Origin of the sequence: Methylosinus sp. KRF6, from assembly GCF_018887255.1 — a bacterium.
Classification (GTDB): Bacteria; Pseudomonadota; Alphaproteobacteria; order Rhizobiales; family Beijerinckiaceae; genus Methylosinus; species Methylosinus sporium.
The window spans coordinates 3,593,187-3,612,413 of sequence record NZ_JAHLJF010000001.1; the positions used below are offsets into that span (position 1 = coordinate 3,593,187).

Annotated in this window: 22 protein-coding genes; 17 read left to right on the forward strand and 5 right to left on the reverse strand. The window is 64.7% G+C overall.

All coding sequences use genetic code 11. The features are described 5' to 3' along the window. Window positions 1-51 precede the first annotated feature (51 nt). Both KP010_RS17070 and KP010_RS17075 read left to right on the forward strand, forming a co-directional pair. Window positions 52-1,392, forward strand: coding sequence for a heterodisulfide reductase-related iron-sulfur binding cluster (locus KP010_RS17070; RefSeq protein WP_142862286.1), 1,341 nt, complete (start codon window positions 52-54; stop codon window positions 1,390-1,392). Window positions 1,393-1,421: 29 nt separating this feature from the next. Beyond that, window positions 1,422-2,012: a DUF3501 family protein gene (locus tag KP010_RS17075; protein ID WP_142862287.1), complete on the forward strand. Its 591-nt coding sequence runs from the start codon at window positions 1,422-1,424 to the stop codon at window positions 2,010-2,012. A gap of 3 nt (window positions 2,013-2,015) precedes the next feature. Here the strand turns inward: KP010_RS17075 and KP010_RS17080 are convergent, their stop codons facing one another. Continuing rightward, a complete protein-coding gene (locus KP010_RS17080) occupies window positions 2,016-2,417 on the reverse strand; it encodes a hypothetical protein (protein ID WP_185966445.1) in 402 nt (133 codons plus the stop codon). Between the two features lie 63 nt (window positions 2,418-2,480). Here KP010_RS17080 and KP010_RS17085 point away from each other — a divergent pair, with 63 nt between their 5' ends. The 5 genes from KP010_RS17085 (at window position 2,481) to KP010_RS17105 (ending at window position 6,382) form a co-directional block, all read left to right on the forward strand. Beyond that, window positions 2,481-2,795 (forward strand): transcriptional regulator, encoded by a 315-nt coding sequence (locus tag KP010_RS17085; protein WP_142862289.1) that lies wholly within the window; start codon window positions 2,481-2,483, stop codon window positions 2,793-2,795. Continuing rightward, window positions 2,788-3,093, forward strand: coding sequence for a DNA-binding transcriptional regulator (locus tag KP010_RS17090; protein WP_142862290.1), 306 nt, complete (start codon window positions 2,788-2,790; stop codon window positions 3,091-3,093). Before KP010_RS17085 ends, KP010_RS17090 begins: the two co-directional genes overlap by 8 nt. A gap of 81 nt (window positions 3,094-3,174) precedes the next feature. Then, a complete protein-coding gene (locus tag KP010_RS17095; RefSeq protein ID WP_142862291.1) occupies window positions 3,175-4,767 on the forward strand; it encodes a peptide chain release factor 3 in 1,593 nt (530 codons plus the stop codon). Between the two features lie 121 nt (window positions 4,768-4,888). Further along, on the forward strand, window positions 4,889-5,608 hold the full coding sequence (locus KP010_RS17100) for a calcium-binding protein (protein WP_210244278.1): 720 nt from the start codon (window positions 4,889-4,891) through the stop codon (window positions 5,606-5,608). A gap of 390 nt (window positions 5,609-5,998) precedes the next feature. Then, a complete protein-coding gene (locus KP010_RS17105) occupies window positions 5,999-6,382 on the forward strand; it encodes a hypothetical protein (protein ID WP_142862292.1) in 384 nt (127 codons plus the stop codon). A gap of 11 nt (window positions 6,383-6,393) precedes the next feature. On the opposite strand, the gene KP010_RS17110 is transcribed toward KP010_RS17105, so the two are convergent. Together KP010_RS17110 and KP010_RS17115 are read right to left on the reverse strand one after the other, a co-directional pair. After that, on the reverse strand, window positions 6,394-6,774 hold the full coding sequence (locus KP010_RS17110; RefSeq protein WP_108916782.1) for a hypothetical protein: 381 nt from the start codon (window positions 6,772-6,774) through the stop codon (window positions 6,394-6,396). Between the two features lie 112 nt (window positions 6,775-6,886). After that, window positions 6,887-8,632 carry an alkaline phosphatase family protein gene (locus tag KP010_RS17115; RefSeq protein ID WP_108916781.1) on the reverse strand — a complete coding sequence of 582 codons (1,746 nt, stop codon included), beginning with the start codon at window positions 8,630-8,632 and terminating at the stop codon, window positions 6,887-6,889. Between the two features lie 403 nt (window positions 8,633-9,035). Here KP010_RS17115 and glyA point away from each other — a divergent pair, with 403 nt between their 5' ends. Beyond that, window positions 9,036-10,310 carry a serine hydroxymethyltransferase gene (glyA, locus tag KP010_RS17120; protein WP_108916780.1) on the forward strand — a complete coding sequence of 425 codons (1,275 nt, stop codon included), beginning with the start codon at window positions 9,036-9,038 and terminating at the stop codon, window positions 10,308-10,310. A 75-nt stretch (window positions 10,311-10,385) separates the two neighbouring features. On the opposite strand, the gene KP010_RS17125 is transcribed toward glyA, so the two are convergent. Further along, window positions 10,386-10,811: a helix-turn-helix domain-containing protein gene (locus tag KP010_RS17125; protein WP_142862293.1), complete on the reverse strand. Its 426-nt coding sequence runs from the start codon at window positions 10,809-10,811 to the stop codon at window positions 10,386-10,388. Window positions 10,812-10,987: 176 nt separating this feature from the next. Between KP010_RS17125 and nrdR the strand changes: the two genes are divergently transcribed. The 9 genes from nrdR (at window position 10,988) to KP010_RS17170 (ending at window position 18,725) form a co-directional block, all read left to right on the forward strand. Continuing rightward, complete coding sequence (nrdR, locus tag KP010_RS17130) at window positions 10,988-11,497, forward strand: transcriptional regulator NrdR (RefSeq protein WP_142862294.1); 510 nt, start codon at window positions 10,988-10,990, stop codon at window positions 11,495-11,497. Then, window positions 11,494-12,633 carry a bifunctional diaminohydroxyphosphoribosylaminopyrimidine deaminase/5-amino-6-(5-phosphoribosylamino)uracil reductase RibD gene (gene ribD / locus KP010_RS17135; protein WP_108916777.1) on the forward strand — a complete coding sequence of 380 codons (1,140 nt, stop codon included), beginning with the start codon at window positions 11,494-11,496 and terminating at the stop codon, window positions 12,631-12,633. The genes nrdR and ribD overlap by 4 nt, the downstream gene beginning before the upstream one ends. A gap of 1 nt (window position 12,634) precedes the next feature. Next, a complete protein-coding gene (locus KP010_RS17140) occupies window positions 12,635-13,240 on the forward strand; it encodes a riboflavin synthase (protein ID WP_142862295.1) in 606 nt (201 codons plus the stop codon). A 378-nt stretch (window positions 13,241-13,618) separates the two neighbouring features. Further along, on the forward strand, window positions 13,619-14,119 hold the full coding sequence (gene ribH, locus KP010_RS17145; RefSeq protein WP_142862296.1) for a 6,7-dimethyl-8-ribityllumazine synthase: 501 nt from the start codon (window positions 13,619-13,621) through the stop codon (window positions 14,117-14,119). Further along, window positions 14,116-14,574, forward strand: a complete 459-nt coding sequence (gene nusB / locus KP010_RS17150) for a transcription antitermination factor NusB (RefSeq protein ID WP_142862297.1) — start codon at window positions 14,116-14,118, stop codon at window positions 14,572-14,574. The genes ribH and nusB overlap by 4 nt, the downstream gene beginning before the upstream one ends. 60 nt (window positions 14,575-14,634) lie before the next feature. After that, complete coding sequence (gene thiL / locus KP010_RS17155; protein ID WP_216281540.1) at window positions 14,635-15,618, forward strand: thiamine-phosphate kinase; 984 nt, start codon at window positions 14,635-14,637, stop codon at window positions 15,616-15,618. 201 nt (window positions 15,619-15,819) lie between these two features. Then, a complete protein-coding gene (locus KP010_RS17160; protein ID WP_142862298.1) occupies window positions 15,820-18,003 on the forward strand; it encodes a sodium-translocating pyrophosphatase in 2,184 nt (727 codons plus the stop codon). A 126-nt stretch (window positions 18,004-18,129) separates the two neighbouring features. Then, window positions 18,130-18,357 carry a hypothetical protein gene (locus KP010_RS17165; RefSeq protein ID WP_142862299.1) on the forward strand — a complete coding sequence of 76 codons (228 nt, stop codon included), beginning with the start codon at window positions 18,130-18,132 and terminating at the stop codon, window positions 18,355-18,357. Then, the gene (locus tag KP010_RS17170; RefSeq protein WP_142862300.1) at window positions 18,354-18,725 is read left to right on the forward strand and encodes a type II toxin-antitoxin system death-on-curing family toxin; all 372 of its coding nucleotides are present in this window, start codon (window positions 18,354-18,356) and stop codon (window positions 18,723-18,725) included. Before KP010_RS17165 ends, KP010_RS17170 begins: the two co-directional genes overlap by 4 nt. Window positions 18,726-18,748: 23 nt before the next feature. Here KP010_RS17170 and KP010_RS17175 read toward each other — a convergent pair whose 3' ends face one another. Next, window positions 18,749-19,204: a hypothetical protein gene (locus tag KP010_RS17175; RefSeq protein ID WP_142862301.1), complete on the reverse strand. Its 456-nt coding sequence runs from the start codon at window positions 19,202-19,204 to the stop codon at window positions 18,749-18,751. Between the last annotated feature and the right edge of the window lie 23 nt (window positions 19,205-19,227).

A 19,227-nucleotide genomic window follows, 5' to 3' on the forward strand; every position in this document is an offset into this window, starting at 1 on the left:
CGCCCGGAGCCTACGAGCGCATCAGAATAATTCGACCGGGGCGGGGAAGCGATGAGAGAAGGCGGGCTTGAGGCGCCCTTCCGGCGTCCATTGGATTGGGAAAATCCGGATTTCTACGACGAGGCGAAGCTCGACGCCGAAATGCGCCGCGTGCTGGATGTTTGCCATGGCTGCCGGCGCTGCTTCAATCTCTGCGATTCCTTTCCGCGCCTGTTCGATCTCGTCGACGAGTCGGCGAAAGGCGAAATCGAGACCGTCGCCAGCGTGGATTTCAAAAAGGTCGTGGACGCTTGCACGCTCTGCGACATGTGCTTTCTGACCAAATGCCCCTATGTGCCGCCGCATGAATTCGATCTCGACTTTCCGCATCTGATGCTGCGCTATCGCGCCGTCGAGGCGAAGAAGAATGGCGTCGGTTTCGCGGATCGCCAGCTCGCCGAGACCGACCGCAATGGCGCAGTGGCGACGAAACTCGCGCCGCTCGCCAATTGGGCGACGGATTGCGCGCACACGGCGGCGCGCAATGCGCTGGAGAAGGTCGCCGGCCTGCATCACGAGGCTGTGCTGCCGAAATATTCGAAGCAGAGCTTGGAGGCGCTCGCGAAGGAGACGCCCGTCGAGGTGAACAGAGAGGCGCCGGGCTTCGGCCGCAAGGCGGTGATCTACGCCACCTGCTTCGGCGAATATAATGATCCCGGCGTCGGACTCGCGGCGCGCGCCGTGCTCGCCAAAAATGGCGTCGAAACGGAGATTCTGCACCCGCATTGCTGCGGAATGCCGCTGCTCGAGCAAGGGCTCATCGGCGAGGTCGCGGCCTCGGCAAAGCAAGTGGCGGCCGCCTTCGAGCCCTGGATCGACAAAGGCTATGACATTGTCGCGCTGGTTCCCTCCTGCGCGCTGATGCTGAAATTCGAATGGCCGCTGATCGTCACCGATGATCCAAAAGTGAAGCGCCTCGCCGCCTCGACCTATGATCTCAGCGAATATGTCGTCGGCATCTCGCGCAAGGAGGGGCTGGCGGAAGGGCTCTCGCCGATCGAGGGCGGCGTCGCCTTTCATGTCTCCTGCCATTCGCGCGCGCAGAATATCGGGCGGAAGGGCGCCGAGCTCTTGAGTCTCATCCCGCAGGCGGATGTCGCGGTCATCGAGCGCTGCTCGGGCCATGGCGGCGCCTGGGGCTATAAGACGCAAAATTTCGAGACGGCGCTGAAGGTCGGCAAGCCGGTAGCGCGGCAGGCGCAATCGTTGGGCAAAGCCTATATCGTCTCCGAATGTCCGCTCTCCGGCCCGCATATCGCGCAGGGCATGGAGCGGCTGGACGCGGAGGCGAAAAAGCCCGAGCTTCTCGCCCATCCGATCGAGATTGTCGCGCTTGCCTATGGGGTGAAGTGACGCGGGCGTCCCCAGAACTGGAGCGATCAATGGCGCAAAAGCACCACATCACCGTCGCCGATCTTCTTCCGCCGGACGAATATGCGAAGATCCGCGTCGAGAGCCGGCGCCGCATCGCCGCGCGCAAGCGCAATCGCCGCGTCGAGGTCGGGCCTTTCGTGACCTTTTATTTCGAGGATTTCGAGACGATCTGGCTGCAGATCCAGGAGATGATCCACATAGAGAAGGGGACGCTCGAGCAGGCGCCGAGCGAGATCGCCGCCTATGAGCCGCTGATCCCCAAAGGCCGCGAATTGGTCGCCACCTTCATGATCGAGATCGACGATCCGCTGCGTAGAAAGCGCGTGCTGGACACGCTGGGCGCGATAGAGGAGACCGCCTTCATCGAATTGGTGGGCGAGCGCATTGCCGGCGTCGCCGAGGCCGATCAGGACCGCACCAGGGCCGACGGCAAGGCCTCCGCCGTGCAATTCGTGCATTTTCTCTTCACCGACGCGCAGGCGGCGGCCTTCCGGGAGCCCGGCGCACGCGCGCTGATCGGCTTCACCCATCAGAATTATGGGCATATCGCCGTCATGCCGGAGGCGGTGCGGGCGGAGCTAGCGGGCGATTTCGCGTGAGCGCTAATTGGCAATTATCGTGCTGACGAGCGAACGAGCGCGGCTGGCGGCCTCTGGATCGACATTCGTCGCGCCCGCGATCATTCGAAGCGCGTCGCGCGCTCGTCCTTCGCGAATAATTCGCCGCGCCAGTGATACACGGGTGTTTGTGGCTGTCTCCGCATAGCTTTCCTTGGCGACAATAATGGCCGCCGCGGCGGCGTTTGAAATCGACTTGTCGGAGAATAGCTCGAAATATTGAACAAAGCAGGCCATTCCGACGGATCGGAGGCGTCGCGCAAGCTGATTGTCATTCATCGATCTACTCACCGAGCGTAGAGGAGAGAAGCTTATACGCGACGGGATGGATCGGCTAGGCCGACGCTGCTTTTGTCCGCGATTCGGCGGACGCGTTTCTAGCGTCATGCCACCGACCCGACGGACATGACGGATTGACATGCTGTACGGCAATGCCGTAGTCTATTTGCCGTGTTGACGGTCATCGAAACTCCCACTTTCGCGCGGCTCGCCGTACAATGCTGGGAAGATGACGATCGGACGGCGTTCATCGACTTCATCGCCGGGAATCCTGATGCGGGGGATGTGGTCCCTGGCTCGGGCGGCCTGAGAAAAATTCGCTGGGGGAGCGTCGGGCGGGGCAAGCGCGGCGGCGTTCGGGTGATTTATTTCAATCGGCTGGCGAATGGAGAGGTTTGGCTGCTGCTGGTCTATCCCAAATCGGTGCGGGACAATATTCCCGCGAATGTCCTCCGTGAGATCAAGAAGGAACTCGACGATGGCTGACGCTCCGAAATCCGCCGAGCGCGCGAAGGCGATCGACATCGGCGCGGAGCTGCTCGCATCGGTGCGAGAAATGAAGGCTGGCGCTAAGGCGCGGGTCCACAATCGCGAAATCCTGCAATTCGCACGCGCGAGGCTCGCCTCCGGCCTGTCGCAGGCGGCCTTCGCCGCTCTGCTGGGCGTGTCCGTGCGGACCTTGCAGGATTGGGAGCAGGGCCGGCGCAAGCCTTCCGCGGCCGCGGTGACGCTCTATAAGATCGCCGAGCGGCGGCCGGAGGTCTTGCGCGAGCTGGCGGCGTGAGGCGGCACGGAAAGCTGGCCTTATCCGCCGATTGCCCTTAAAGGGCGTGGCGAACCCGCCACTTTCCAGCGAGCCTCAGCCTTGACCAGCCCACAGCCGAGCGACCCCGTCTCGCGGCGGCGCACCTTCGCCATCATCTCCCACCCGGACGCGGGCAAGACCACGCTCACCGAGAAGCTTCTGCTGTTCGGCGGCGCGATTCAGCTCGCCGGCGCGGTGAAGGCCAAGCGCAACGCCCAGCAGACGCGCTCCGACTGGATGAGCATAGAGCGCGAACGCGGCATTTCCGTCGTCACCTCGGTGATGACCTTCGAATATGGCGATTGCGTCTTCAACCTGCTCGACACGCCGGGCCATGAGGACTTTTCGGAAGACACCTATCGCACGCTTTCCGCCGTGGACGCGGCGGTGATGGTGATCGACGCCGCCAAGGGCATCGAAGCGCGCACGCGAAAACTCTTCGAAGTGTGCCGGCTGCGCGATATTCCGATCGTCACCTTCATCAATAAGCTCGATCGCGAGGGGCGCGATCCTTTCTCGCTGCTCGACGAGATCGAGAAGACGCTGGCGCTCGACACGGCGCCCGTCACCTGGCCGATCGGCTCCGGCCGCAGCTTCGCCGGCACCTACTGCTTCGCCACGAAGTCGGTGCGCAAGATCGACGCCGACACCGAGCCGATGGTGGTCTCCGGCCTCGACGATCCGGCGCTGCTCGCGCTGCTGCCGGCGCATGAGGCGGATGCGTGGCTCGAGGAAGCGATGCTCGCCGAGGAAGGCTGCAAGACGTTCGAGCTCGCGGCGTTTCGCGAGGGGCATTTGACGCCGGTGTTCTTCGGCAGCGCGCTGCGCAATTTCGGCGTGCGCGATCTCATCGACGCAATGGCCGCCTATGCGCCCTCGCCGCGCGGGCAGGACGCCGACAAGCGCCATGTCGAGGCCAAGGAGCCGAAGATGGCCGGCTTCGTCTTCAAGATTCAGGCGAATATGGACCCGAACCATCGTGACCGCATCGCCTTCATGCGCGTCTGCTCGGGCAAGCTCTCGCGCGGCATGAAGGCGAAGATCGTGCGCACCGGCAAGACCATCTCGCTCAATGCGCCGCAATTCTTCTTCGCGCGCGACCGCTCCATCGCCGATGAAGCCTATGCGGGCGATGTGGTGGGCATTCCCAATCACGGCATTTTGCGCATCGGCGACACGCTTACCGAGGGCGAGGAGATTTCCTTCCGCGGCGTGCCGAGCTTCGCGCCGGAAATTCTGCGCCGCATCGTCATCTCCGACGCGATGAAGGCCAAGAAGCTGCGCGAGGCGCTACGCCAGCTCGCCGAGGAGGGCGTGGTGCAGCTCTTCCTGCCCAATGACGGCTCCGGCGCGCTGGTCGGCGTCGTCGGCGCGCTGCAGCTCGATGTGCTGGCGACGCGGCTCGAGGCCGAATATGGGCTGGAGACGAAATACGAGACCTCGCGCTTCGGCATATGCCGCTGGGTCACCTCTCAGGACCCGATCGCGCTGAAGAGCTTCATCGAATCGCACGGCTCCTCCATGGCGGAGGACATAGACGGCGCGCCCGTGTTCATGTCGTCGAGCGAGTTCCAGCTGCGCTATGACGCGGAGCGGCATTCGTCCATCGTGTTCTCGGATGTGAAGGATTATCAGAAGGCGCGGGGCGGATAGGGAGCGCGTCAACCTTTGGTGTGCTTCGTCGAGAAAAGGCTCGCGCTCGACGGGCTCGACCCTCGGGCGAGGCGCTGATCATAATACTCGAATACGTTGATAAAGTTGCGATATACGCGTATTGGCTGTATCATTCCTTCGCCGACAGAGACGGTCGGCTCGGTCGATTTTCGAACCGGCGCGAGTTTCGGTCACTATTACGAAAAATGAGGTTTTGGCCATGGCTCAACTGAATGGCACGAACGCGAACGAAGTTCTCGACATAAGCTCGTGGGGGCCTCCTGTCCTTCCGGCGACTGCTCACGGCGTCAATGGTTACGGTGGCGACGACACCATTTATGGAAGCGCTTATATCGACAATTTATTCGGAGGCGACGGCAACGACACCATCTATGGAAATGCTGGCGACGACCTGATTTTCGGCGGAAACGGAAACGACACGAGCTACGGAGGTTCCGGAAACGACACCATTCTGGACGCCGCCGGCGACGATTCGCTCTGGGGTCAAGCGGGGAATGATACGCTGTGGGGCGGTGTCGGGAACGACACTTACATATTCACGGCCGGGGACGGAATCGACACGATCAACGACGACAAATCGCCGACTGGCGCCGCCGGCTACGGCGGCGGGACCGATCTGCTCTATTTCGGCTACAATGCCTCGCAATTGTATCTCTTTCAGAGCGGAAATGATTTTTTGATCACGACCATCGCCGACGCATCGGACGGCGTGATGAATGAAGGCGTCGTCATCCAGGACTTTTTTCTCGGCGGCAATAATGTTGTCGAATATCTGCAGACCGCGGACAATGGCGTCTATGATCTGACGCAAGTCCTGTGACAAAGTCAGGCCGGGCGGATCGCCGCCCGGCTTTCTTCGAGAGATTTGCATTTCATCCGCCCTTCGCGCCTAGGATCGCGACCGGAGCAGGGCGATTCTGCTTTGCAAGAGCCGCGGCGCACGTTGTCTTGCGTTTCGATTTCGTCTTGCGTTTCGATTTCGCGAGCGCGTCGTTCAGACGCGCCCGGCTGGGCGGCGAGTTGAAGATCGCAACGAAGACGTCCGATGGCATCTGAATTCGGCAGATCCGTCGAGGCGCCGATGCGAGCCTCTCTCTGGATCGAGCCCGGCCTTTGCGTCCAGGGCCCCTCTCGCGTCTCGCTACAGTAGGAATCTTCCTTGCCCTCGGCTAAGCTGCCGAACTCGTCGCAGCGCAAGGAGCACCGACCCATGTCCGAGGCGTCGTCCGGCCTCAATCTCGATCCGATCGGCGAGGATTTCATTCTCAGCCGGAAAGGCGACGATGGCGTGACGGCCAGAATCGTCCTCACCGCCGCCGATATTCTCGAATTGACCCGCTCCGCCTTGGCGCTGCGCGAGAAGGGCCTGGCCGAGCGGCAGCCGGCCAGCGGCGAGGTCGAGGCGGTGCTGGCGACGCCGGTCGAGTCGATCGCGCTGCATCGCGAGATGCTCGGCGACAATCTTCTGCTGACGCTGGTCTCGCCGGACGGCAATCGGCTCGCCTTCGCGCTTCCCTCGGCGGTCGCGGGCGATCTCGTGGAGCGACTCGTTGGCGTTCTCGAGACGCGAGGCGCCGCGCCGGCCCGGCAGTGAGCCTCTCGCCGTCAGGGCGAGACGCGATATTCCTCATCGAGATCGCCTCGGATCAGCGTGACGATCTTCTCCGTTCCCGAGCGGATCCAGCGCGCATGGCAGATCTTCGGGCCGCACAGCACCTCGGGGAAGCGATAGAGCGGCTTGCCGGAGGGAAGCTTGAGGCCGAAACCGGCGTCCGGCCTCCAGCCTTGGGCGGCGAGCTGGTCGCGAAACTCCCGATAGATCGGCAATTGCGAGAAATCGGCGTCCTGCGCGACCGCCGCTCCCGACAGGAGAACGAAGAGCGAGCCGGCGCAGGCGAGCGTCGCGCGCCGACCGGAGCTGGAGGAATTCATCTTGGCGAGCCCCCTCTGCTGCGCGGGCGAACGGGCCGGCGCCGCCGGCTTCATCGCATGATCGCGCCGCTGTGAAAAGTTCGACGCGAGTTTCGGAACAGAATGCGAGGCCCGCAACGAAAACGGCCCCGCTCGCGCGGGGCCGCTTCTTTGTCGGTCGCGGCGCTCAGCGCTCGGCGGCGTCCAACGCCCGCGTTAGGCTGCGAACTTCGGCGTCGCGCGAGCCGAGCGGGGCGAGATGGTAGCGCTCCTCGATCAGCTTCAGGATCGAGGTCGTGTCGTAATTCGCATGATCCACCCCGGAGCGATCGAAGCGCTTGGAGATCAGCAGCGCCGGAATGCGCGTGCCGGGACCCCAGCGATCATGCGCGCCGCCGCCGGCGTGATGGTCGTGGCCGTGATGATGCTCTCTTTCGGCCACATGCTCGCTCTGATAGGGCGGCGGCGGCACATGGTCCCAGGAGCCGCCGAACTCGTCATAGGTGACGATGATGAGCGTCTCGCGCCCATCCGGGCCGTTGACGATGGAGGCGATCAGATCGACGAGATGCGAGCTGCCGTCCGCCTCGCTGGCGTAGCCGGGATGCTCGTTCTCCGCGCCGATCGGCTTCACGAAGCTGACGGGCTTGAGCCGGCCGGTCTTGGCGAGCTGGACGAACTCCGCCTCGTCGCGCAGATGATCGTGGCGCGCCGTCGTACCGGGCGCATAGGCCTTGAAATAGTTGAAGGGCTGATGGTGGAACTGGAACAGCTTGTCCGGGCAGTTCGGAAACGTTGCCGTCGCCAGTGCGTTCGGATCGGCGCAGCCGATCCCGTTTCCATTGGTCCAGCCGGGCGCGCCGATGTCGCCATTGGCGTTGGACCAGCCGCCCGAATACCAGGCCCAGTCGATCCCGCGCGCGGAGAGACGGTCGCCGATCGTCGCATTTTCCAGCGGCGGCAGGCGCTTCGCATCCACCGTTCCGGGCGCGTAGGGCTGATAATAAGGCTGGATCGTGTTGATCGCGAAATCGCCGCAGGCGACATTCTCCGGTGTCGCCGGACGTCCCGAGGGAGGATTGCAGGAGGCGGTCAGCTGCGCGTCCTTGGCGGAAGAGCCGAGCAGATTCGTATAGAGCGCGGTGCTCGCCGCCATGCCATTGGCGTCGACCACGGAATGGAGGTCGTTTCCGCTCGCGTCATTGAGCGCATTGGCGAACACCGGCGTCGCCGAGGCGACGAGCCATTGGTGATTGAGGAAGGAGCCGCCGAAGGCCGATTGGAAGAAATGATCGGCGATGACGTAATGCGGCGCGCCACGCCTGTGGAGCGCGACATAGATCGGCAGCTTGGTCGTGTCGTAATAGCCCATGGAGAGGCCGGCGGCGTCGCTGCCCGTCACATAGCGATTCTGCTTGCCGCCATTGATCTGGAACTGTTCGCTGTAATAGCGATGCACGAGATCGCGCGTGCAGCCGCCCGTGAGGGCGCCGGCGGCATTCTTCAGCAAGCCGTTCACGGCCGAGACGCCCGGCGCCGGACAGGTCTTGTCGGTCGCGGCGATATAGTCGTCGATCTGGAAGGGCTTGTTCTGGAAGGCGCTGACGAAGGAGGTCGCTCCGGTCGCGTCCGTGCAGCTCGTCGCCAGCGGCGACGGCGAGGCGAGATTCACATCGTTCTGCAGCAGGCAGGAATAGGCGGTGGTCCCGTCGGCGCGGACCTGCTCGGTGTGCGCGGCGTCGGCGAAGGGCAGTCCCTGCACCGGCTCGCCATTCACCGCGCCCCACAGGCCGAACAGATTGTCGAAGCTGTGGTTTTCCTGGTAGATGACGACGATATGATTGAATTCGCGCAGAGATTCTGAGCTGGCGGGAGTCGCGGCGGCCGCGCAGGCGAGGGCCGCGAGGCCGCCTATCGAATGCTTCAGGAACATTTTGTAGCCCCCTAATATTGGCGGGGCGGACGCTAGCGAAGCAACATATCCGGTCGATGACAGTCGCGGCGACGCTTCGATCGCCTGCGACACGCCGGAAACGGGAGCGAATTGGCCGGCGCCGCGACAAACTCCGTCCCCGCGTCGGTTGCGCCTCTTTTCGTCCCTGCGAGAGCGTGATAAGCGAACCCTCACACCGATGCGCGAGCGCGCATTCTGCGGGCGGATTTCGATCGGCCGAGAGAATCTTGCGCTGAAAACGGGAGCTCGAGGCCGTTTCGGGATCGCCGTTTCCGGCGTCCCCGAGCGAAACCTCGCTTCCCGCGAACGGCTCCGCCCGAAGGCGCGGGCGAGCCGGGAGCCGCCGTCACTTGCCGCGCCTTGTCTCGATAGAGGATGCTAAATGAGCCAATCCGCTTTCTTCACTGCCTCGCTCGCCGATTCGGATCCTGATCTCGCCAAGGCCATCGGCCTCGAGCTCGGCCGGCAGCGCGACGAGATCGAGCTCATCGCCTCCGAGAACATCGTGTCCAAGGCGGTTCTGGAAGCGCAGGGCTCCGTCCTCACCAACAAATATGCCGAAGGCTATCCGGGCAAGCGCTATTACGGCGGCTGCCAGTTCGTCGACATCGCCGAGAATCTGGCGATCGAGCGCGCCAAGCAGCTGTTCGGCTGCGGATTCGCCAATGTGCAGCCCAATTCCGGCAGCCAGGCCAATCAGTCGGTCTTCCTCGCCCTGGCGACGCCGGGCGACACCTTCATGGGCCTCGATCTCGCCGCGGGCGGCCATCTGACCCATGGCTCGCCGGTCAATCTCTCCGGCAAATGGTTCAAGCCGGTTCCCTATACGGTGCGCAAGGACGATCAGCGCATCGATATGGAGCAGGTCGCCGCGCTCGCCGCCGAGCACAAGCCGAAGATCATCATCGCGGGCGGCTCCGGCTATTCGCGCATTTGGGACTTCGAGGCCTTCCGCAAGATCGCGGATAGCGTCGGCGCCTATTTCATGGTCGATATGGCGCATTTTGCCGGTCTGGTGGCTGCGGGCCTGCATCCGTCGCCCTTCCCGCACGCCCATGTCGTCACCACCACCACGCATAAGACGCTGCGCGGCCCGCGCGGCGGCATGGTGCTGACCAATGACGAAGAGATCGCCAAGAAGATCAATTCGGCGGTCTTCCCGGGCCTGCAGGGCGGCCCGCTGATGCATGTCATCGCCGGCAAGGCGGCCGCCTTCGGCGAGGCGCTGAAGCCCGAGTTCAAGGCCTATCAGCAGCAGGTCAAGGACAACGCCCAGACGCTGGCGCAGACGCTGGTCGACGCCGGCCTCGCCATCGTCTCCGGCGGCACCGACAATCATCTGATGCTGGTCGATCTGCGTCCGAAGAAGCTGACTGGCAAGGCCGCGGAAGCCGCGCTCGGCCGCTCGCACATCACCTGCAACAAGAACGGCATCCCCTTCGATCCGGAGAAGCCTTTCGTTACCTCCGGCATCCGCCTCGGCTCGCCGGCCGCCACCTCGCGCGGCTTCGGCACGGCGGAGTTCAAGCTCGTCGGCGGCTATATCGTCGAGGTGCTGGACGGCCTCGCCGCCAAGGGCGAGGCGGACAACGCCGCGACCGAAGCCGCGGTGAAGGAGAAGGTCCACGCGCTGACGGCGAAGTTCCCGATCTATTGATCGGGGCTTTCCGCCCGTCATAGCGAACGAATCCGAGCGACCCAGAGCCGTTCCCGGCTCTGGGTCGCTTCGCTTTTAGGTGAGCGCTCCTGGTTGCGCTTCGAGCGGACCGATCACCGCCATGAGCCAATCCTCCGGCACGCCGTAAATCTTCGCGAGCGCGCGCACGGTGTTGGCCGCCGTACGGTGACGGCCGTTCTCTATGTCGCTGAGCGTGCCCTGCGCCATGCCGAGCTTCGCCGCCACATCCTGTTGCGTCAGCCCACGCCATTTGCGGATCGCGGTCGCGAGGCGTTCGCCGCGCAGCATGAAAGCCGATACTTCCGCCGGCAGAACGCTATTCGGATCATTCGCCGACGCCGCCTTGCAGGCGTCGTATATGGCCGCGTCGGCGGCGTCCTCCTCCGCATCGGCGGCCGCCGCGACGAGCGCCTCGTAATCCGCGCGTGGAAGGATCGCCAGTTCTTCGCCGTTCGGCGTGGTGATAAACTGCGCCTTCATCGCTAGTTCCTCTTATAGGTCTTCCGGCGTCGACCGATATTATCGGTTGTATCAACCGATAATATCGGGGCAGAAGGGAGCCGCGGCAACGGCGCTCCCCAAAAATCGATCCCCGACGCTTGCGACAGTCCCGAGGAACGGGCTAAGCAGGCGGCTCGTCTTACAAAGAGCGGCCAATGCGCTGTCCCTATTGCGGCTCGCCCGACACGCAGGTGAAAGACTCCCGGCCGGCCGAGGATTCCTCCTCGATCCGGCGTCGGCGCGTCTGTCCTGGCTGTGGCGGCCGTTTCACCACTTTCGAGCGCGTGCAGCTGCGCGAGCTGATCGTGGTGAAGAAATCGGGCCGCCGCGTGCCTTTCGATCGCGACAAGCTGATGCGCTCGCTGGAAATCGCGCTGCGCAAGCGGCCCATCGATCCCGAGCGCGTCGAGCGCATGGTCAATGGCGTCGTGCGCCAGCTCGAGAGCTCCGGCGACACGGAGATCGAGAGCACGCAGATCGGCGAATTGGTGATTCAGGGCCTCAAAACGCTCGACGATGTGGCCTATGTGCGTTTCGCCTCCGTCTATCGTGATTTTCGCGAGGTCGGCGATTTCCATGCGCTGATCGACGAATTATCGCATAGCGAGGGGGAGCAGCGCGCGGATACGGTGGTGGACGCCGAAACCGCGCCGGGCGGGAGATGACCGCGACGAAGCCGCAATCCGAGTCTCAGACCGTCGTAGACGACGCCTTCATGGCGGCGGCGCTGGCGATCGGCCGGCGCAATCTCGGCCGCACCGGGCCTAATCCCGCCGTTGGCGCGATCATCGTCAAGGACGGCGTCGTCATCGCCCGCGGCTATACGGCGCTCGGCGGGCGCCCGCACGCCGAGGCGGTCGCCGTGGCCGCCGCCGGCGAGGCCGCGCGCGGCGCGACGCTCTACGCCACTCTGGAGCCATGCTCCCATCACGGTGCGACGCCGCCTTGCGTGGACACGATCATCGCCGCTGGAATCGCCCGCGTCGTCTCCGCGCTCGAGGACCCGGACGATCGCGTCGCCGGCCGCGGCCACGCCCGGCTGCGCGAGGCCGGCGTGGAAGTGACGACCGGCGTACGCGCTGCGCAGGCCCGGGCCGACCATCTCGGCCATATATTGCGGGTGACGCAGGGCCGGCCCATGGTCACTCTCAAGCTCGCTCAGACGGCGGATGGCTACGCCGCCGGGGCCGAGCACGACCCGCGCCTCTTCATCACCGGCGCACTCGCCGATAGCGTCACCCATATCGAGCGCTCGCTGCACAGCGCGATCATGATCGGCTATGGCACCGCCTCGGTCGATGATCCGCTGCTCACCGTGCGCCTTCCCGGCCTCGAGGCCTTCAAGCCGCTGCGCGTGGTGCTGGACGCGCGGCTGCGCCTGTCGCGCAGCTCTCGCCTCGCCGCCACAGCGCGCGAGACGCCGACTCTGGTCATCGTCGGGGAGGGCGTCGCCGAGGCCGAGGCGCAGGATTTCGCCGCCGCCACCGGAATGGAGGTCGCGCGCGCCGGCGTGGACGCTGCCGGCCGTCTCGCTCTGAGCGAGGCGCTGGGCGAGCTGGCGCGGCGCGGAATTACGCGCGTCTTCAGCGAGGGCGGTCCGCGCGTCGCCGAGAGCCTGCTCGTCGCCTCGCTCGCCGATGATGTCGTCCTTCATACCGGGCTGAGGCCGCTGGGCCGTCAGGGCCGGCTCGCTCTCACCGCGACGGCGCGCGCCATTCTCGAGGATGAGAGCCGCTATCGCCTCGCCGATACGTCCATGCTCGGCGTCGATCGCATGACCCGCTACGAGAGGATCGGCTGAAATGTTCACGGGCCTCGTCACCGACGTCGGCGAAATTCTCTCCGTGGAGACGCGCGGCGAATTGCGCCGCATCGCCATCGCCTGCGCCTATCCGCTGGAGAGCATCGCCCTCGGCGCTTCCATCGCTTGTTCCGGCCCTTGCCTGACGGCGGTCGGACTGCGCCGCGAGGGCGCCCGCACTGTCTTCGAGGTGGACGCCGCCGCCGAGACTTTGGCGCGCACCACGGCCGGCGAATGGGCCGTCGGCCGCCGCATAAATCTCGAGCGCTCGCTGAAGATCGGCGACGAATTGGGCGGCCATATCGTCACCGGCCATGTGGACGGGGTGGCGACGATCGTCTCGCGCGATGATTTTGACGGCATGTCGCGCTTCACTATAGAGGCGCCGCATGACTACGCCCGCTTCATCGCCGAGAAGGGCTCTGTGGCGCTGGATGGAACCTCGCTCACCGTGAATGCGGTGGAGGGTGACCGTTTCTATGTTCTCATCATCCCGCACACGCTCAAAGTGACGACATGGGGGGGCTACAGCGCAGGGGATCGCCTCAACCTCGAGGTCGATCTGATGGCGAGATACGCCGCCCGGCTGATGGAAGCGGGGAAGTAGGGCGCTTCCACCCTCCCCTTCAGGGGGAGGGTCGACCGGCGAAGCCGGACGGGGTGGGGTCATCCCCGAGACTCGGCAAGCACCCCCTCCCGAGCGCCTTTGGCGCTCGACCTCCCCCTCGAGGGGGAGGTAGGCGCAACTCCGTCGAGAGTGCGCTTCTTTTGAAGCCTGCTGTAGGCTTTCCCCGAAAAAATGTGTATCCATCGCCGCTTCGTTTCTCGAGAGCGTCGCGCGCCGCCACCCAGCCTTCCCTCGCTTCGCGGGAGAGGGAGCAGGTTGCGCGCTTCATAGAGAGGTCGCGGGACGCTCGCCGCATCCCTCTCCCGCAGAGCGGGGAGGGCGATGGAGGGGTGCGCTCCTCCGCCCATGGAGTCGTGAATGGCAGGGTCCTACCGCGCCGATGACGATGATCTCGCGCCTGTCGAAGGCGCGCGCATTCTCGTCGTCGAATCGCATTTCAACGAAGATATCGTCGAGCTTCTGCACGAGGGCGCCGTCCGCGCGCTGGAGGAGCTCGGCTGCGACGTCACCACCATCACCGTCCCCGGCGCGCTGGAGCTGGCGGCCGGCGCGGCCATTGCGCTGGACGCGGCCGAGGCCGCCGGCGCGCCATATGAGGGCGTGGTGGCGCTCGGCTGCGTCATTCGCGGCGACACCTATCATTTCGAGATCGTCGCTAATGAGAGCGCGCGCGCTCTCACCGATCTCTCCGTCTCGCGGCGCCTGCCGCTCGGCAATGGCGTCCTGACCGTGGACAATGAGGAGCAGGCCGTGCTGCGCGCCGATCCCAAGCAGGGCGGGGCCGACAAGGGCGGCGACGCGGCGCTGGCGGCGCTCGCTCTGGTGCGCTTGAAGCGCAAGCTCGGGGGCCGCTCGTGAGCGTCGAGGAGAGATCGGCGGCGCGGCTCGCCATCGTGCAGGCGCTCTATCAGATGGAGGTCGCCGGCAAGGGGCTGAACGAGATCTACGCCGAGTTCGAGGTTCATTGGATCGGCCGCGAGATCGAGGGCGTCCAATATAAGCCGGCCGAGCTGCAGTTCTTCCGCGATATTGTGAAAGGCGTGCTCGACAATCAGGCGACGATCGACCGTGCGCTCGACCAGGCGCTGCAGGGCGGCTGGCCTTTGCAGCGCATAGAGGCGGTGATGCGCGCCATATTGCGCGCCGGCGGCTTCGAGCTGGGGTTTCGGCGCGACATACCTGTCAAAGTGGTCATCAAGGAATATGTGGACGTCGCCGGCGCATTTTTCGGCGCGACCGAGTCCGGCATGATCAACGCCGTGCTGGATCGTCTGGCGCGACAGGCGCGGCCGGAGCATTTCGCCGAGAAGTGATCTCTCTCTCCGCAATGCGGGGAGATGGAAGTCGGCGACGTCTCGGGCGAGGAGGAAGCGATGGCGGAACGCCGCTTCAGCGAGGACGAGCTGATCGCCGAAATCTTCGCGCCGCTCGCGGGGGAGGGCGCCTTCGGCCTGCGCGACGACGCTGCGCTGCTGCCGCTGGGAGGAGCGCGGGAGATCGTCGTCACCACCGATGCGCTGGTCGCCGGCGTGCATTTCTTCCCGGACGATCCGCCCGGCCTCGTCGCCAAGAAAGCCTTGCGCGCAAACCTCTCCGATCTCGCGGCCAAGGCGGCGGAGCCTCTCGGCTTTCTGCTCACTCTGTCGCTGCCGCCCGATTGGACCAATGGCTGGACGCGCAGCTTCGCCGCCGGCCTCGCCGAGGATGTGCGCGAATTCGCGTGTCCGTTGCTCGGCGGCGACACCACGGCGACGCCCGGCCCTCTGACCATCTCCATCGCCGCCTTCGGCCGCGCGACGCGTTTCGTCTCGCGTTCGGGCGCACGGCCGGGGGATCGCATTTTCGTCTCCGGGACCATAGGCGACGCCGCGCTCGGCCTCGGCGTCGCCCGCGGCGAGGCTTTTGCCGAGAGGCTCGGTGAGGGGACGCGGGCGCATCTGCTCGATCGCTATCGTTTGCCGCAGCCGCGTCTGCCCTTGATCGCGACGCTGCGCGAGCACGCGAGCGCCGCCATGGACGTTTCCGACGGCCTCGCCGGCGATCTCGCCAAGCTGCTGCGGGCGAGCGGCGTGAGCGGACTTGTGGAACTCGGCAAGGTTCCGCTCTCGGCGGCCGCGCGCGAGGCGATCGCGCTCGTGCCGGAGCTGCTCTCTCGCGCGGTCACGGGCGGGGACGATTACGAAATCCTCTGCTGCGCCTCCGTCGACGCCGCCCCTGCGCTGGCGCTCGCGGCGGGGAAAGCGGGGGTCGCTCTCGCCGAGATCGGCGTCGTCACAGCCGGCGCCGAGCCGCTACAGTTCTTAGATTCTTCTGGAAGTATTATAAATTTCAGTCGTCTATCCTTCAGCCACTTCTAGGCTCCGGGGCGGCGCGCGACCTTTGCCGCCATTGCCGAAAACCGGCGTTTCTGGCATGACTGACGCCTATTCCCCGGCGCCGCAGCCGAACGATTCGCCTGCGGTCGGAATGTCGTTGTCGCCGGGACGAAATTGCCGCAGGCGCGGGCCACGAAAACAAATCAGCGCGCGCGGCCGAGGAACGGAGAGGGCGCAATCGTCATGGTATTGTTTCTCAGCATCGTCTTCGGACTATTGTCTGTCGCCTATGGCGTCAAGACTTGGCAGGAACTCGAGAAGGCGGACGCCGGCTCTGCGCGTATGCAGGAAATATCCGGCGCCGTCGCGGAGGGCGCGCAGGCCTATCTGAAACGCCAATATACGACGATCGCCTATGTCGGCGGCGTCATCTTCGTGCTGCTCGTCATTCTGCTCGGCTGGGCGGTGGCTTTCGGCTTCCTCATCGGCGCGGTGCTCTCGGGCGCGGCCGGCTTCATCGGCATGAATGTCTCCGTGCGCGCCAATGTCCGCACTGCGCAGGCGGCGACCCTCTCGCTCGCCGGCGGGCTCGACATCGCCTTCAAGGCGGGCGCGATCACCGGCCTTCTGGTCGCCGGCCTCGCTCTGCTCGGCGTCGCGATCTATTACTTCATCCTCACCGTTTTCGCGGGCTATGCGCCTTCCGACCGCGTCGTGGTCGATGCGCTGGTGGCGCTCGGCTTCGGCGGCTCGCTGATCTCCATCTTCGCGCGTCTGGGCGGAGGCATCTTCACCAAGGGCGCCGATGTCGGCGCCGATCTCGTCGGTAAGGTCGAGGTCGGCATTCCCGAGGACGATCCGCGCAACCCCGCCACCATCGCCGACAATGTCGGCGACAATGTCGGCGATTGCGCCGGCATGGCGGCCGATCTCTTCGAGACCTATGTCGTAACCATCGTCGCGACCATGGTTCTCGCTTCCATCTTCTTCGCCGGGCAGGCGGGCCTCGCCTCTGCGATCGTCTATCCGCTGGCGATCGGCGGCCTTTCCATCGTCACCTCCATCGCCGGCACCTATTTCGTGAAGCTCGGCGCCGATGATTCCGAGATCGGCAAGATCGCCGGCCCGCTGTTCGAGAAGATCGGCGTGCCGGACACGATCATGGGCGCGCTCTATAAGGGCCTCATCGCCGCCGGCGTGCTGTCGATCGGCGGCCTCTTCCTCGCCACCACTTTCACGGTCGGCTGGGGCGAGATCGGCAAGGCCAATGGCGAGGCGATCCACGGCTATGGCCTGTTCTTCGCCGGCCTCATCGGCCTATTGGTGACGGGCCTCATCGTCTACATCACCGAATATTACACCGGCACGGGCAAGCGCCCGGTGGTGTCGATCGCCCAGGCCTCGGTGACGGGCCATGGCACCAATGTGATCCAGGGTCTCGCCGTCTCGCTGGAAGCGACGGCGGCGCCGGCGGTGGTCATCGCGCTCGGCATCATCTTCGCCTATCAGGCGGGCGGCCTCTATGGCGTCGCCATCGCCGTGACGACCATGCTCGGCCTCGCCGGCATCATCGTCGCGCTCGACGCCTTCGGGCCGGTGACCGACAATGCCGGCGGCATTGCGGAAATGGCCGGCCTGCCCAAGGAAGTGCGCCACAATACCGACGCGCTGGACGCCGTCGGCAACACCACCAAGGCCGTCACCAAGGGCTACGCCATCGGCTCCGCCGGTCTCGGCGCGCTGGTGCTGTTCGCCGCCTATTCCAATGATCTGCGGCACTTCACCGAGAGCGGCGTTCCCTACTTCAAGGATATCGGCAAGGTCGATTTCGATCTCGCCAATCCTTATGTCGTCGCCGGCCTCATCCTCGGCGGCCTCATCCCCTATCTCTTCGGCGGCATCGCCATGACGGCGGTCGGCCGCGCGGCCGGCTCCGTGGTGGAAGAGGTGCGCCGTCAGTTCAAGGAGAAGCCCGGCATTATGGACGGCACGGAGCGCCCGGATTACGGCCGCGCCGTCGATATGCTGACGCAGGCGGCGATCAAGGAGATGATCATCCCCTCGCTGCTGCCGGTGCTGGCGCCGATCGTCGTCTATTTCGGCGTGACCATCATCTCCGGCTCCAAGGCCAATGGCTTTGCGGCGCTGGGCGCGGCGCTGCTCGGCGTCATCGTCAACGGCCTCTTCGTCGCCGTGTCGATGACCTCCGGCGGCGGCGCCTGGGACAACGCCAAGAAGAGCTTCGAAGACGGCTTCGTCGATAAGGACGGCGTCACCCATTACAAGGGCGGCGACGCGCACAAAGCCTCGGTGACCGGCGACACGGTCGGCGACCCCTATAAGGACACCGCCGGCCCGGCCGTGAATCCGGCGATCAAGATCACCAATATCGTAGCGCTGCTGCTGCTGGCGATTTTGGCGCGGTGAGCGGATCAGCGAAACGGTGACGCAAAGAGGCGGGGGAGACCCCGCCTTTTTCGTTTCAGCTTCAGTTCTTGATCTATCTTGACGTTTCTTGATATCGGCCGATATTCGCTTTCGAGGGAGAGCGCTATGGCCGTCGTTCGGGAGAAATTCGCCACGCAGGTGGATCGCGACATGTTGGCGGCGATCCGAAAGATCGCCAAGGAAGAGGGGCGGCAGCTTCAGTCGATCGTGGAGGAGGCTCTCGGCGCCTATGTCGAAAAACATGACAAGTCGCGACCGCGGGCGCATGTCATGTCCGCCTATGAGTCCAGTCTCGAGCGTTTCGGATCGCTCTATGAGAAGCTGGCCAAGTGACAGATTTTCCGACCGTGGTCGAGGTGCTGGCGATCCACTCTCACCAGATAGAGCGATACGGCGGCTCCCACGGGGTTCGCGACCTCGGGCAGCTCGAGGCGGCGCTGTTCCGGCCGCAGTCGGGATATTATTCGGACTTGATCGCTCAGGCGGCGGCGCTGTGGGAGAGCCTATCGCAAAATCATGCCTTCGTGGACGGCAATAAGCGCACCGCTTTTGCCGTCACATTCACGTTTCTGGCGATCAACGGAGTGCGTTTGACAGCCGACGCCGATGAGACTTGGGCTTTTCTTTCTCGTCTCTACGAAGCCGGCGCCTTTCGTTTCGAGGCGCTCGACCAGTGGCTCCGGCAGAATACGGCTCCTTGATCGTGGGGCCGGCGTGCTCGCGGTCACCCGCCATTCTTCGTGATCCGTATCGCCGCCAAGAGGTTTTCGACGGAATCGGCGATAGAGCGATCCGCCGCCTGCGGCGATGTCTCCAGCCATAAATTGATCAGGCCGCATCCGTCGCTCGCCGAAGCGGTGACGATGTCGTGGCTGGCGCTCCCATCCTCTCGAAACGCCTCGTAGCTGCGCCGCCAGCCGGTAAAATCGCCGAAGCGAATCGTGCTCGCTTCGCCCCGCGGTCTCGCGGTCTCGTAAGGCGTGATGAACCAGATCTTGAAGCGCGCCTCGAGGAGGCTTCGCGCCACTGCGGCGCTGAGTTCATGAAGCGGCTGGTCCGACACACCCAGCCAGACGAGCCCCCGAACGACGCGTCCCGGCTCGCAATGAGCGCATTGAATCACTGCCGTCGCATGATAGCCGAATGGCTGCAATTCCCAGTCAGAATGGCCGCTCGACACTGCATAGGTGATTTCCTTGCCTT